The organism is Limnohabitans sp. Hippo4, from assembly GCF_003063605.1.
Taxonomy (GTDB): domain Bacteria; phylum Pseudomonadota; class Gammaproteobacteria; order Burkholderiales; family Burkholderiaceae_C; genus Limnohabitans_A.
Genome location: NZ_NESE01000002.1, coordinates 647,780 through 662,268, shown reverse-complemented (window position 1 = coordinate 662,268; position 14,489 = coordinate 647,780). Strand labels below are relative to the sequence as shown.

Below are 14,489 nucleotides of genomic sequence, written 5' to 3'. Positions count from 1 at the left end.
ATGTGATGGTCGCCGCTTACTGTGGTTCGAGTTTGGCTTTTTTCACCAAGGCTGCGTACTTGGCCATTTCAGATTTAAATGCCGCCTGCGCTTGCTCAGGTGAACTGATGTTGATGGTATTACCCTGCTTGGCCATGGTTTCTTTCAACGTCGGATCGTTGAAAGCAGCCACGATGCCATCGTGAATTCTCTTAACGTTGGCGGGGCTTAAGCCTTTGGGACCAATGACAGCAAACCATGCTTCCACAGAATACCCAGTCAATCCTTGCTCAATGAAGGTTGGGATCTCTGGCGCAGCAGCCACTCGCTGTGAACCGCACATGCCAATGGCACGCAGAGCACCCGATTTGATGTGCTGCTGCACACTGGGCAGCGCCACAGTTGCGAATTCAACTTGACCACCAAGCAGGTCGGTCACCATAGGACCCACACCTTTGTAGGGAATGTGCTTGGCACTGGTCTTGGACTCGTCCAAGAACATTTCAGCGGCCAAATGCAAAATGGTGCCATTGCCACCCGAAGCAAAGTTCAACTCGCCTGGTTTGTTCTTCAGCAAAGCAATGAACTCGCGGCTGTTGGTAGCAGCCACTTTCTGCGGGTTAACCACCAAGACCATGGGCGTGCTACCCATCATGGCGATGGGTGTGAAATCGCCAGGCATGTCAAAAGGCAATGACTTCAAAACACTTGGAAAAATCACCACGTTGTTGGAAACCACAGACAAAGTAAAGCCATCGGGTGCAGCCTTGGACAGTGTCTGCAAGCCCACCACACCGCCAGCACCTGGCTGATTTTCAACAACCACGGTGGTGCCCAAGGCTTTTGACAGTGCAGGCTGGGCTGCACGGGTAATGGCATCAACACCCGATCCAGTTGCATTTGGCAATACCAAGCGCAAGGGACGGTCAGATTGAGCTAAGGCCCACTGAGGCATCGCAGCCAGAGCACCTAGAGTTGCCAGATGTCCCAGCGCAGCGCGTCGCTTGTGAAGGGTGGCAGTCTTTGTTGATTGAGTTGTTTTGCGGTTCATGCGGGTCTCCTTGATACATTTGTCTTGATGCTAGTTTAGTATTTTTTTTCGCCCTTATGACTTTTTCTCCATGATGCGCCCAAGCGGGCCAAAGTCAATTTATGCTCTGCCTGATCAATTCCGCGCAACATGACCCATCCTGCTCCGATCCGCGTCCTTTATTTAAGTCAAGACCCCCAACTCATTCAAAGACAACTGAATGGCGAAGTGATCACGTTGGCGCAAGCACGCCCCCTGCGCGATGATGTCTCAACAGACGAGATCACGCCTGTGGCAATCTTGAGCCACTACGACGATCAATTGGGCAACTATGCGCACACAGGAACACAATGCCAAGGCATCCTTCCAATTGGCAAAGGGGTTCTGAAAGCTGCGTGTTTTCAGGTCATTGTTGCGGGCAAGCGCTATGGAAAAGGGTCTTCCAGAGAACACAGCCCCACCGCCGAAAAAATGGCTGGTGTGCAATGCATCATTGCTGAGAGTTTTGAGCGCATCTACAGACAAAACGCTGACAACATTGGCCTGTTCACTAGCACCAATTTTGAGTTGCTTGAGACGCTGACAAGCCTCACGCATATTCCAACACCACCACTCATCCAGGGTCGCGAACCTTTGGCCGCGGCCATTTTGAGTGAAGGTGGTTTACTTCGTTGGGGACAGCAACACCTTCAAACGCTTCAGTCCGCAGCAGTGCCTGCGCAAGCCAAAGCGATGAGTTTGTTTGAAAAAATTCTTCATCGCCATCAACTCATTGCGCCGTTTACACCTCGCGAACCGCAGCAAGGCGAAGGCATGTTCGTGCAAGCCCATTGGCGCTTCATTCACGAGTACTACACGGGCATGGCCAACACGCTCATGCAGTCTGCTTTGGGGTCGAATTTTGAGCTGCACAATCCCGATCAAATTGTGGTTTTTGAAGACCACTCCTCGTATGTGAACGAAAGCCCGGCACATGTGAAAAACGGGCTGATTTCCAACATGCAGGCCATGTCACAGGCACAGCGTGCATTCGTCAAAAGGCACCAGCTCAAATTCCATCAAACACTCACGGACGACGAAGCGGCGCAGGACGATGGCCGCAACAGTGCAGGCATTTCACACGCCATGATGACAGAGCACTATGCTTTGCCAGGGCAAATTGTGGTTGGCACAGACTCCCACACGCCTCACAGTGGCGCCTTGGGTTGTGTGGCATTCGGGGTGGGCACCACTGACATGGCCAACGCCTTTGTGACAGGTGCCGTTCGACTGACCTCCCCTCAAATCTTTCGAATTGATCTTGAGGGACAGATGCCAGCGGGCATCACCGCCAAAGATGTCATGCTGCACCTTCTGGCAACACCGAAGATCAAAAGTGGTCAGGGTGTCGGCAAGGTTTTCGAATTTTCCGGCTCTGGCATTCAAACCCTCTCGACAGATGAACGCGCCACATTGACCAACATGACCGCCGAACTAGGTGGTTTGACGGGCATCATCGCACCCGATCAGGAAACCGTGCGTTTTCTCAAAGAGCGACGAGGAATCGATTTTGAATTAGAGAATTGGATGCAGAGTGACCCAGAGGCTGTCTACGCGGATACGCTCAAAGTTGACATGACAACGCTCAGCCCGATGGTGGCTTCGCCAGGTGATCCCGGCAATGGCATTCCCTTGAATACAATGAAACAAGCCGTTCGCATCGACATGGCTTATGGCGGTTCCTGCACGGCGGGTAAACGCGAGGATTTTGAACACTACCATGAGGTCTTGTCATGGGCCAACCAGCGCAACCTGAGATTCCCGCCCCATGTCCAAGTGTTCTTGCAATACGGCACTACCGCTGTTCGTGATCATTGTCAAAAAAAGGGCTACGATGCCACCTTCAAAGCCATGGGAGTGCGGATTCTTCAGCCCTCCTGTGGTGCCTGTGCCAATTGCGGCCCAGGCTCTTCAACGTCGTCCGACCAAGTCACTGTCAGTGCGATCAATCGAAATTTCCCTGGCCGTTCTGGCCCTGGGCAAGTTTGGTTGGCCAGTCCACCCACTGTGATGGCCAGCGCGTTGGCCGGTTCCCTCACTTCTTTTGAAGCATTGAAAAGAAAGTACAACACATGAATTCTTCCATCACGCCGCGCTTGCCAGGCATTCGTTTTGTGCATTCCCCCGGACCCACACGTGTGCCCGATGAAGTGATGCACGCCATGCAGCGACCCATGACCGACTTGGCCGATCCTCGCGTAGCGGCCCTGATCGTTGCATGCGAAAAAGGCATGAAAGAGTTGTTGAATTCCCCCAGCTCGGATGTGTATTTTTACGCCAGCAATGGGCACGGTGTTTGGGAAGCCGTGGCGGCCAACTTAGGTTCAGACAATCACAGCTTGTTGATTGCCGGTTCAGGGCACTTTTCAGATCAATGGGCCATTCAAACCCAAGGCTTGGGTTTGTCCGTGATACGCACCCCTCACCAAGATGGCCAGCGCATTGATGTCAGCGCCATTGAAGCCGCGTTGAAAGCCGATACGGCGCATCGCATTTCAGCGGTGATGGCCGTTCACACCGACACCGCCAGTGGCATGACCAGCGACTTGGCTGCCATTCGCCAAGCCATTGATCGCACGAGTCACCCGGCACTGTATGTGGTGGACGTGGTGGCCTCTTTGGCTGCCGCGCCATTTGACATGGACGCATTGGGCGTTGATGTGTGCTTGGGCAGCTCGCAAAAGGGATTGATGATGCCCCCAGGCTTGGGGTTTGTAGCGGCCAATGCCAAGGCATTCGAGTGGTCGATCCAACACGCCAAGCCACGTTTCTATTGGAGCTGGCAAGAGCGCAAAACCGACAACCAATCTGCCAAATTTTGCGGTACGCCACCCTTGGCCCACTTGGCTGGACTCGAAGTTTCTTTAGGCTTACTCAAAGCAGAAGGCTTGGAGGCTGTTCATGCAAGGCATCAACGCTTGGGCGGCGCAGTCCAAGCGGCTGTGCGCTGCTGGGCCACGGCTGGGGCCGTCAAACTCCATTGCAAAGATCCACTGGGATTTTCCACTTCAGTCACGGCGGTTGAAGTTTCCCCAGGCATTGACCCAGAGGCCTTGCGCGTGGTGGCTCGCGAGAAATTTCAAGTGGCCATGGCGGGTGGACTTGGACCCCTAGCCGGTCGCGTGTTCCGCATTGGCCACTTGGGCGACATGAATGAGCCCATGATCTTGGGTGCACTGGCTGGCATTGAAGCTGCCATGACCGTGCAAAAAATCCCTTACGGCGCTAACGGCATGGCTGCAGCCATTGCCTACCTCGCACAGCACACCCCCTGACGCATCAGAGGTGTTCCATCACACAAATTTAAGAAGTGTGATGAGGTATGTCCATGGATTCGTACAGGGGCAAAATTTCTGTGCGAATGCGCTGAAAGTACTGCGCATAAATCAATGCGGCAAGTCCAGCGATCGCCCCAAACAAGGCCAAGGCATTTTGGCTGCCGATCAAACTGGCCAGCCAACCTGAACACAAAGAGCCCAAGGGTGACATCCCTAAAAATGACATGACATACAGCGCCGCCACACGGCCACGCAGTTCGTCTGGCACGATGCTTTGAAGCACTGTGTTGGTAGAAGCCGCTGTCAACATCATGCACATCGACGAGATGAACAACATGGGCAAGGCCAACCACAAACTGGGCACGAACGAAAAGGCAATCAAGGCAAGGCTGGCCACCGCGGCACTTCGCCCAATGATTTTGAACAAGCCTCGAATGTTGGCGCGTGAGGCCAAATAAAGCATGCCGCAAACAGCCCCCAGACCTGCGGCACTGTAGAGAAGGCCTAGGGTGCGTGAATCACCATGAAATCGCTCACTCGCAAACCAGGGCATCAATGAACCGTAGGACTGCAAACAAAAACTGCTGATGGCCAACAAAATCAATGCACAGCGACTGGGGAAAAAGCCATAAGCGTAGCGAAGACCTACCATCAACTGGCGAACGATGCCGGCATGATGGCTGCGCGCAACATGCTTGGCGATCTCTGTTGCTCTTAAGGCATACAGCACGGCCAGGCGCATGGTGCAATTGGTGGCAAAACTCCAAACCTCGCCAAATGTTGCCGTGACCAAACCACCCAACATGGGGCCAATGAAACGCGCGCCATTCATCACCGTTGAATTCAAGGCAATGGCATTGGTCAGTTCTTGCCGGTTGGGCAGCAATTTAGAGATCAAGGCTTGCCTGGCAGGCGCATCAAATGCATTGCCCAGTCCCAGTACAGCATTGCCTGCAATGACATGCCAAGCCTCAATCTGACCACTGACCATGAGGGCCAACATCACCAGGGATTGCATCATGGCCAAAGAATTGGTCGCAAACAAAACACGACGAACGTCCATGCGATCAATCAGAACGCCCGCAAAGGGCGTGATGACCAGCATGGGAATTTGCAAGCTGAACGCTGAAAGCCCCAGCATCAAGGTGGAGCCAGACAAGCGATAGACCAGCCAGCTGGTGGCAATCAATTGGACCCAGTTGCCAATTTGCGAAGTGCCCTGCCCCACGATGAACAATCGAAAATTCCGGTGCTGAAGCGCACGCAGACTGTTCGGTAGTTTCATGGGTTTACATCCTGAGCAAGGGGTCGACAATGAAACTTCATTCTAGTGTCTTGTGCAGTGGCAAAATGCGTTCTATTCCAAAACCTCACAAGCAAGGTCAGTCACATGGTTCAAAGATTTGATGTCGGCACGCGTTTGTCCGAAATGGCCATCCACAATGGCGTGGTGTATCTGGCAGGACAAATACCAGAGGATCCCAACCTGGGCATTGAAGGTCAAACCCAACAAGTCTTGGATGCGATTGACAAATTACTTGCACGCGCAGGCACTGACAAAAGCAAGCTGCTGATGGTGCAAATCTTTTTAGTCGACCTGCAAGATTTTGAGGGGATGAACAAAGTCTGGGATGCTTGGGTGGTTCCTGGTCACACGCCACCACGTGCCACAGTTCAAGCGAATTTAGCCTCACCCAAATGGCGCTTAGAAGTGGTGGCCACGGCTGCCCTTTAATCGGCCGATGGCTTCATTTGAGCTTCATTGGGCAGAAACAACACAATCAGTGCACCCAAGGCTGCCACACAAGAGGCCGCTACCATCAATTGCGTAAAACCTGACGCCTTGACAAAGGGTCCTAGCGAATAAACAGCCAATGAACTGATGCCGAATGAAATGGCAATCCGCGTACCACTGACGCGCGAGCGCATGGCATCGTCAATGTAGCGGACCACCATGGTGTCGCTAAATGGAATGGCTGCAAAGACCATCACCATGTAGCCAATTGCAGCAACATACCAAACCCAACCCGTGGTTTGAGACGCCAGTGCAAAACTCACAATTTGCAAAAACAAAACTGCAAAGAACAAAGGTTTGACTGGCAGCCAATCGAGCAATCGACCGACGACCAATTGGGCCAAAGATGCAACAGCATAAATCACGGCCAACAGCATACCTAAGCGGGTCGGATCGTTGACCAGCCCGTCCAAGCGTTCAGCCAACAACTGGGTGTTGCCATTGGTGGTGATATTGAACAGCAAACTGGTGGTCGTGGAGGTGGCCACCATGACTGCAAAAGTGCGCCAAGCCAGTTGTTTCGGTAACTGAACGACCGTTGATTTTTTCTTGGCTGGCGCTGAAGTTTCATTGGGCGCGGTCCATGCAAAAAGAAAGCCGCACAAGATAGACACCACCCCAGGCACAATGAAGGCCATGCGCCATCCTTGCCAAGCCACTAAAAAGCCGGTGGACAAGGCAGCCATGGCAATGCCCAAGTTTCCTGCCAATCCATTCACGCCGATGGTCAGTCCTGGTCGCTCAGCTTTTTGAACCAACATGGGAATGCCCACGGGGTGGTAGATGGCAGAAAAAACTCCCAATACCGTCAGCGCAATCCCCATTTGCAAGGGCGTTTGCGTCAGCGCTACCCCCATGGCTGACAAGCCCATCCCAAAAAAGAAGACCAACATCATTTGGCGACGTCCCCACAGGTCACCTAAGCGGCCAGCTGGAATGGAACCCAAGCCAAACATCACAAAGGCACCGACCGTGTAGGGCATCATGTCCTCCCACCGCCCCACGCCAAAATCTGTGGCGATGGCACTGACGGCTGTGGCGAAAATCAATAAAAACAAATGGTCAAGCGCGTGACCAAGGTTCAATAACAAAGAAGCAATTTTGGGCATTGGGATCCAAACCGTGAAAGCAAACTGAATTAAACCGCGATTTAGGGTCTCTGTCAGGGGTGGCAAGCGCACAAACAAGGGAATATCCTGTGGGGAGTTTCTAAAAATTCTCATAGGCTATAGCTTCATTTTGACTGTGGAGTAAATCATGACAACTTCTCAAACTGCTTTTCCTCGACGCCGTTCAGCCATAACACTACTTTCAGGCATAGCGCTTTCCTTAAGTCTGACAGGCCTTCTGACGATCTCTCCAGCAGCCATGGCACAAACTTTCCCAAGCAAACCCATTCGATTGGTTTGCCCCTTCCCCCCTGGCGGCGCTGTTGACATCGCCTCACGCGCAATTGCACTCGAGTTGTCAAAGAACTTGGGCCAACCCGTGACTGTTGACAACAAGCCAGGCGCTGGCGGCAACATTGGTGGTGCCGAAGTTGCGCGTTCTGCGCCTGATGGCTATACCTTGCTCATGACCACCAGCGGCATTCAGGCCATCAATCCCGCGCTGTATGCCAAGATGCCCTTTGACCCCAGCAAAGACTTGGCACCTGTTTCGGCCTTGGTCTCCTTGAACAATGTGCTGGTCTTGCATCCTTCCGTCAAGGCCAACTCTGTGACCGAAGTCATTGCCATGGGTAAAGCTCAACCAGGCTTCATCAATTACGCATCAAGTGGCAGCGGCACCAGCACTCACATGTCGGGTGAAATGTTCCGTTCACTGTCCAACATCACCATGACGCATATTCCTTACAAGGGCAGCGCACCAGCCATGAACGATTTATTGGGTGGTCAAGTGATGATGATGTTCGACAACATTCCATCAGCACTCCCCCATATCAAAGCAGGCAAGCTCAAAGCACTGGCCACAACAGGTGCCAAGCGTGACCCATCCTTGCCCGATGTACCGACCATTGCAGAAGCTGGCTTGGCGGGTTACGAATCTGGCGTATGGTTTGGTTTGATGGTGGCGGCCAACACGCCTCGAGAAATCGTCAACAAACTCAATGCGGAAGTTGTTAAGGGCACCAAGTCACCCGAGTTCGTGAAACGCATGACCGAACTAGGTTACATCATTTACGGTACAAGTCCTGAGACCATGGCGGAGATGAACAAGGCTGAAGTCCAGCGTTGGGGCCCCATTGTCAGAGCCTCTGGCGCAAAAGCAGATTAAAGATTGAGCCCCTGCAAGGACGTCACATAGAAAGTTGAGTGAAATTTGAAAATTGTTTTTCATGGCGACAATGCAGCCAACTTCCGCCCAGGCTTGGAAGATTTGCTGCAAGGTTCTCATCAGATTGTGACCATCTCACAAGAGTTTGAGGGGCCTGAAGACAAAGCGCATTTTGAAACTGCCGATGTGGTGGTTGGCGTGACCTTGAACGCGGACATGCCCCACCCCCACAAAATGCGACTGCTTCAAGCCCCCGCGGCTGGCACCGATGGCATTCAACGCAGTTGCCTTCCGTCCCATGCGCAATTGGCCAATTGCTTTGGCCATGAGAATGCCATTGCTGAATATGTGATGGCGGCGCTGTTGTTGCGACATGTACCTTTGCATGAAGCAGATCGCGCCTTGCGCAAAGAAGAATGGCCATTTTTTGCAGGGCGACCGGGTGCCCTGCGAACTGAACTTGGGGCCCAAACCATGGGTTTGATCGGTTTTGGTCACATCGCCAAAACCCTGGCCCACCGTGCAAAAGCGTTCGGCATGCGTGTGGTCGTGGCCAATCGAAGTGACGTCACCAGCGCAGATGTCGATCAAAGCTTCAAGCTGGAAGATTTGCATTCTTTCATGCAAATTTGCGACGCAGTTGTTGTGACACTGCCATTGACCGACAACACGCGAGGTTTGGTCGATGCAAAGGCGCTGGCTTGCATGAATAGCCATGCCGTCATTGTCAATGTTGGACGAGGCGCGGTCATCGACGAAGCAGCCCTTTATCAAGCACTTCACGCGAAGCACATTGCTGGCGCCATCATCGACACTTGGTACCAATACCCAAGTACCGAGCAAGCCACTTGCGCGCCCTCTCAGTATGACTTTGCCAGCCTGTCCAACGTGCTGATGACGCCGCACATGTCTGGATGGACGACAGGTACGGTGCAAAGAAGAAAGCAAAGCATTGCAGACAATATCAATCGATTGTCTCAAGGTCAGCCTCTGCTCAATGTCTTGAGTTGAGTGGAGTTCTAGCGTGACTCGCTAGGTGCTTTGCCTTACAACGATCTCAAAACCCAAATCAAGCTGCGCTTGCTCAGGCGTTTCACCATGGATCAACTGCAACAGCATCTGGGCTGCAGCCTCCCCCACTTGTGCTCGGGGTGTTCGAACAGTGGTGAGGGGTGGCCACATTTGATCGCTCCCCGTTAAATCATTGAAGCCCGCAATGGCCACTCGCTGTGGCACAGAGATACCGAGACGCATGGCTGCCAACAAAGCGCCTTGCGCCAAGTCATCGTTGCAAAAGAAAATGGCATCGACGGCTGGATTTTGCTTCACGATTTGCTCAAACATCAAGCCGCCTAAGGCCAAAGATGAAGGCGCAGGGTTCAGCCACTCTAAGTTGGGGTCGTACTTTTGACTGGCCTTTAGGGCTTTACGCCAACCTTGCAATCTTTGCATGACCCGAGGATCGAGCTGTGCCGCCGCAAAGACGATGCGTTTTTTTCCTTGCGCCAAAAGATGCTGTGTCATGGCCTCCCCCGCATCAACTTGTCGAAAACCAACGCAATACGGCCCTGAAGTGATTGATTCTCCTTCAGCAAAAGCTGCAGAAGTTGATCCCAATTCTTCAGGCAAGTCCATCAAGTGCACGCAAGGGACATTGCTCCGTGCCATCAGTTTTTGCGTACTGAGGCTGTGATCCAAACCGGTGATCAACATGCCTGCAGGTCGATGGTGCATTTGCTCCCTGAGCAGTTGCTCTTCTTCACTGGCGTTGTAGTGCGTGACGCCCATCAAGGTTTGGAAGCCCGCTGCGCGCAAGGTTCTTTGCGCCGCTTCTAGCAAGTCCACAAACAAGGCATTCGTCAGCAAGGGAATCAAAATGGTGACGTGGTCACTGCGTTGAGATGCCAAGGCCCGCGCCGCAGGGTCTGGTACATAACCCAGCTTTTCAGAAACAGCCATGACCCGTTGAACCAAGTCAGGGTCAACGGCGCGTTCCCCCCTCAAAGCACGAGAAACCGTACTCGGACTGACGCCTGCAGCTTGTGCCACATCGTTCAGGGTAATGCGACCTGTCGATCTGTGATGTTTGGGACGGCTTAAGGAGGTCTTCAAGGGTTATTCCGGAGAGGAACTGAAATCATTGTCGTTAGGATAGCGCTATCCAAAGAATTTAATCGCATTTCAACACATTCATCAGCCCTCGATTTCCCTAATGAAAAATTGATGAACCGCAAGTTTCTCTTTTTTTACATATTAGGACAGCGCTGTCCAAGCTGGCACTCTTCAAACTCAAAATCTCATGTCATCTGAAGATCAAACACTGAGAATCATTGTGATGGGCGTGTCTGGCTCTGGAAAATCAACCTTAGCGCACAGCCTTAGCGACGCATTGCAACTGCGAATGAAAGACGGAGACGAGCTTCACCTGCCAGAAAGCGTTGCCAAAATGAGTGCGGGCATTGCACTGCAAGATGAAGACCGTTGGCCTTGGCTTGATCGCATTGCAGACTACTTAACAGGCAGTGGCGACCCAACAGGAACAGGCGGCATTGTGGCCTGCTCGGCGCTCAAACGCATTTACCGGGATCGCATTCGAGATCATGCTGGGCCTGTGGTGTTTTTATTTTTAGATGGCCATCCAGATCTGATTCGACAACGCATGCAGCAACGCGTGGGGCACTACATGCAAGCAGGCTTGCTAGACAGTCAATTGCAAACACTGCAAAAACCGACAGCAGATGAAAAAGATGTCATCACACTCGACATCGATCAACCTGTCTCCCAAATACTTGAGCAAGCCCTTCACGCTTTGCGCGCTTCAACACTCAATGTGCTGACCTAATTTTTAAACCACATAGGATTCCCATGTTCATTCGATGCGCATTTTTTCAAGGCAATGTCAAACCGGGCAAAGAACAAGCCTTCAATGACTACATCCGAAAAGAACTGGTCCCCTTATGGACTCGCTTTCCTGGCGCTCAAGAAGTCCGCGTTTTGCGTCAAGTTGAAAGTGATGTCACAGATCCTCACTTTGGCATGGTGCTCTCAGTTCGTTACCCCACGCGGGAGTCGATTGAAGTTGCATTGGCTTCTGAAGTTCGATTAAAGAGCCGCGAAGTTTCTAAAGATTTGATTGCCATGTTTGATGGCAATGTTTTTCACACGGTATTCAGTGCTGACGAATATGCACTGCCCACCGATTGATTTTTTTCACCCACGTTAAAACCACAGGAGACTCAACCATGAAAATTTCTCGCATTCTCATTGCCTGCTTGATCGCCAGCATGGGCTCGGCCGCATTTGCAGCCAAGTTCAACCTCAAAATGGGCCACGCTGTGAACACCACAGACGGCCAACACGCAGCAGCGCTCAAATTGGCCGAATTGGTCAAGCAACGCACCAATGGTGATGTTGAAATCACCATCTTCCCCGCCAATCAATTGGGCAACGATGCTGCCATGATCAACGGCGTGCGCGGTGGCACCATCGACATCGTGTCTAGCGGCGCCTCCAACTACAACGGCATTGTGCCCAACACAGCTGCCATGGAATTACCCTTTGTATTCCGTAGCGCACAACATGCTTACACCGTCCTGGATGGCGCTGTGGGAACTGGCGTCTTGAACGAACTGGCACCTCATGGCATGAAGGGCTTGGCCTACTGGGAAAACGGCTGGCGTGCTTTCACCAACAACAAACGTCCAGTCAACAAGCCTGAAGATTTGAAGGGTTTGAAGATTCGCTCGACCCCCAACCCCTATCACATTCAGGCCTTCAAACTTTTGGGTATGAATCCTTCACCTATGCCGATTGCTGAGCTGTACACCGCTTTGGAAACAGGTACGTTTGACGCACAAGAACACCCCATCAACGTCACTTGGTCTTCTAAATTTTACGAAGTTCAAAAGCACTTGACAGTAAGTAACCACGTTTACTCTCCCCTGATTGTTGCCATGAACAAAGGGAAATTCGATTCCTTGCCCGCCAACTATCAAGCCATTGTGGTTGAAGCTGCTCGCGAAGCTGCCAAGTACCAACGCGGTTTGAATGCAGCCAATGCAGGCAAAGTGGTTGCAGAACTGAAAAAATCTGGCATGCAAGTCATTGAGAACGTCGACATGGCACCTTTCCAGAAAATTGTGTCTGCCGAAATTGCCAAAACATTTGGTGAAAAAAATGGCCCAGCTTTGTTGCAAGCCATTGAAAACACGAAGTAATGTGTGATCCAAAAGCCCTCTTCTCTTGAAGAGGGCTTTTCAATGTGTGTCTTATGAAAAAAATCAACGACTTGTTTTTTCGCCTCGCCGAGTTCACCTTGGTCATCATGTTGACCGCCATGGTCATCATGGTTTTTGGCAATGTGGTTTTGCGTTATGGCTTTAATGACGGAATCATCAGTTCTGAAGAACTGTCGCGATTTTTGTTCATCTGGATTACATTTTTGGGCGCCATTGTGACCATGCGTGACAATGCGCATTTGGGGCTAGATTCCGTCGTTCGAAAGCTCAGTTTGACCGGAAAAAAAATTGCTTTCGGTATTTCGAATCTGCTGATGCTCGGTTGCTGTGTTCTCATGTTTTACGGCACTTTCAAACAGCACGGTATCAATGCCACCACACGCTCAGGCGTGACAGAATTGCCCATGAGCTGGGTTTACGGTGTAGGCTATATCACCAGTATTGCCATGGGCCTCATGATCGTAGGCAAATTGGTCAGACTGGCCAAAGGCGACTTCAACGAAGCAGACCTGATTCAAGTCACCGACTCTGAAGAAGACGCTAAACCCCATTTGCAAGGGAGCGCCAAATGACTGTCTTAGTATTCATTGGCTCTTTGTTGGCTGCCATGGCTTTGGGCATGCCCCTGGCCTTCTCCCTGATCGTTTCAGGTGTGGCGCTCATGCTGCACTTGGACAACTTTGACACGCAAATCGTGTCACAAAATTTAATCAATGGTGCAGACAACTTTCCATTGATGGCCGTCCCTTTCTTCATGTTGGCTGGCGAATTGATGAATGCCGGCGGCATGAGCCGACGCATTGTCAACTCAGCATTGGTGTGGGTTGGGCATTTTAAAGGGGGGCTGGGCTATGTAGCTGTATTTGCGGCCATCATCATGGCCAGCTTGTCTGGCTCTGCGGTAGCTGATACAGCCGCTTTGGCAGCAGTGCTGATGCCCATGATGCGAGAGGCAGGCTACCGCATGGACCGCTCTGCAGGTCTGATTGCCGCTGGCGGCATCATTGCCCCCGTCATACCCCCATCCATTGGCTTTATTTTGTTTGGTGTGATTGGTGGCGTGTCCATTTCCAAACTTTTCATGGCGGGCATCTTTCCTGGCATCTTGATGGGTGTTGCCTTGCTCGTGACCTGGTGGATCGTGGCGCGTAAAGACAATGTCAAAGTGTCTGAACGTGTCGCCATGAAAGAAAAAGTTCGCGTCACGATTGATGCTTTTTGGTGTTACCTGTTAGCCATCACCATCATTGGCGGCATGAAGATGGGTATCTTTACGCCCACCGAAGCGGCTGTTGTGGCCGTGGTTTACTCGCTGTTCATTGGTTTGTTTGTTTACCGCGAAATCAAAGTTAAAGATTTGTACGGCATTATTTTGGCAGCCGCCAAAACGTCGTCCGTGGTGATGTTCTTGGTAGCCGCAGCTTTGGTTTCAGCTTGGTTGATCACCATCGCCAACATTCCTGCCCAAGTGGTTGAAATGCTGCGTCCTTTTATCGACAACCCCACTCTCTTGATGATCATGTTGATGCTAGTGGTGCTCGTGGTCGGGACAGCGCTCGATTTTGCACCCACCGTGTTAATTTTGACGCCAGTGCTGATGCCCTTGGTGCGTGAAGCGGGCATCAATCCGGTCTACTTTGGCGTGTTGTTCATCATCAACAACGCCATTGGTTTGCTCACCCCTCCGGTAGGTACGGTGCTCAACGTGGTGTGCGGCGTTGGCCGTATTCCCATGCATGAAGTGATTCGGGGCGTCATGCCCTTTTTGATCTCTCAAGTCGTGGTCATGGGTCTCTTGATTGCTTTCCCCATTTTGGTGATGGGCCCGCTTAAATGGTTATCGAGTTAAACAG

General features: G+C 51.9%; 14 protein-coding genes. 10 read left to right on the top strand and 4 right to left on the bottom strand.

What is annotated here, in order from left to right:
- Positions 1-16: 16 nt before the first annotated feature.
- A complete protein-coding gene (locus tag B9Z46_RS08545; protein WP_108255574.1) occupies positions 17-1,030 on the bottom strand; it encodes a tripartite tricarboxylate transporter substrate binding protein in 1,014 nt (337 codons plus the stop codon).
- Between the two features lie 129 nt (positions 1,031-1,159).
- Here B9Z46_RS08545 and B9Z46_RS08540 point away from each other — a divergent pair, with 129 nt between their 5' ends.
- Positions 1,160-3,124: an aconitase family protein gene (locus B9Z46_RS08540; protein WP_108255572.1), complete on the top strand. Its 1,965-nt coding sequence runs from the start codon at positions 1,160-1,162 to the stop codon at positions 3,122-3,124.
- The gene (locus B9Z46_RS08535) at positions 3,121-4,323 is read left to right on the top strand and encodes an alanine--glyoxylate aminotransferase family protein (RefSeq protein WP_108255570.1); all 1,203 of its coding nucleotides are present in this window, start codon (positions 3,121-3,123) and stop codon (positions 4,321-4,323) included. The genes B9Z46_RS08540 and B9Z46_RS08535 overlap by 4 nt, the downstream gene beginning before the upstream one ends.
- A gap of 28 nt (positions 4,324-4,351) precedes the next feature.
- Here B9Z46_RS08535 and B9Z46_RS08530 read toward each other — a convergent pair whose 3' ends face one another.
- On the bottom strand, positions 4,352-5,611 hold the full coding sequence (locus tag B9Z46_RS08530) for an MFS transporter (protein ID WP_108255568.1): 1,260 nt from the start codon (positions 5,609-5,611) through the stop codon (positions 4,352-4,354).
- A gap of 105 nt (positions 5,612-5,716) precedes the next feature.
- Between B9Z46_RS08530 and B9Z46_RS08525 the strand changes: the two genes are divergently transcribed.
- Positions 5,717-6,061, top strand: coding sequence for a RidA family protein (locus B9Z46_RS08525; protein ID WP_055360931.1), 345 nt, complete (start codon positions 5,717-5,719; stop codon positions 6,059-6,061).
- Here the strand turns inward: B9Z46_RS08525 and B9Z46_RS08520 are convergent.
- Entirely contained in the window at positions 6,058-7,230 is a 1,173-nt protein-coding gene (locus tag B9Z46_RS08520) for an MFS transporter (RefSeq protein ID WP_055360932.1), read from the bottom strand. The genes B9Z46_RS08525 and B9Z46_RS08520 overlap by 4 nt on opposite strands.
- A 259-nt stretch (positions 7,231-7,489) precedes the next feature.
- On the opposite strand from B9Z46_RS08520, the gene B9Z46_RS08515 reads away from it, so the two are divergent.
- A complete protein-coding gene (locus tag B9Z46_RS08515; protein ID WP_231717621.1) occupies positions 7,490-8,398 on the top strand; it encodes a tripartite tricarboxylate transporter substrate binding protein in 909 nt (302 codons plus the stop codon).
- Positions 8,399-8,443: 45 nt separating this feature from the next.
- Positions 8,444-9,409 (top strand): 2-hydroxyacid dehydrogenase, encoded by a 966-nt coding sequence (locus tag B9Z46_RS08510; RefSeq protein WP_055360934.1) that lies wholly within the window; start codon positions 8,444-8,446, stop codon positions 9,407-9,409.
- 21 nt (positions 9,410-9,430) lie between these two features.
- Here B9Z46_RS08510 and B9Z46_RS08505 read toward each other — a convergent pair whose 3' ends face one another.
- Positions 9,431-10,510, bottom strand: coding sequence for a LacI family DNA-binding transcriptional regulator (locus B9Z46_RS08505; RefSeq protein WP_055360935.1), 1,080 nt, complete (start codon positions 10,508-10,510; stop codon positions 9,431-9,433).
- Positions 10,511-10,697: 187 nt separating this feature from the next.
- On the opposite strand from B9Z46_RS08505, the gene B9Z46_RS08500 reads away from it, so the two are divergent.
- From B9Z46_RS08500 to B9Z46_RS08480, 5 genes are read left to right on the top strand one after another with little or no spacing between them, the layout of a single operon-like run.
- Positions 10,698-11,240 (top strand): gluconokinase, encoded by a 543-nt coding sequence (locus B9Z46_RS08500; protein ID WP_108255566.1) that lies wholly within the window; start codon positions 10,698-10,700, stop codon positions 11,238-11,240.
- 23 nt (positions 11,241-11,263) lie between these two features.
- Positions 11,264-11,602 (top strand): hypothetical protein, encoded by a 339-nt coding sequence (locus tag B9Z46_RS08495; protein ID WP_055360937.1) that lies wholly within the window; start codon positions 11,264-11,266, stop codon positions 11,600-11,602.
- 38 nt (positions 11,603-11,640) lie between these two features.
- Positions 11,641-12,615 carry a TRAP transporter substrate-binding protein gene (locus B9Z46_RS08490; RefSeq protein WP_055360938.1) on the top strand — a complete coding sequence of 325 codons (975 nt, stop codon included), beginning with the start codon at positions 11,641-11,643 and terminating at the stop codon, positions 12,613-12,615.
- A gap of 53 nt (positions 12,616-12,668) precedes the next feature.
- On the top strand, positions 12,669-13,208 hold the full coding sequence (locus tag B9Z46_RS08485) for a TRAP transporter small permease (RefSeq protein WP_055360939.1): 540 nt from the start codon (positions 12,669-12,671) through the stop codon (positions 13,206-13,208).
- Positions 13,205-14,485, top strand: a complete 1,281-nt coding sequence (locus B9Z46_RS08480) for a TRAP transporter large permease (protein WP_055360940.1) — start codon at positions 13,205-13,207, stop codon at positions 14,483-14,485. Before B9Z46_RS08485 ends, B9Z46_RS08480 begins: the two co-directional genes overlap by 4 nt.
- Positions 14,486-14,489: the final 4 nt, after the last annotated feature.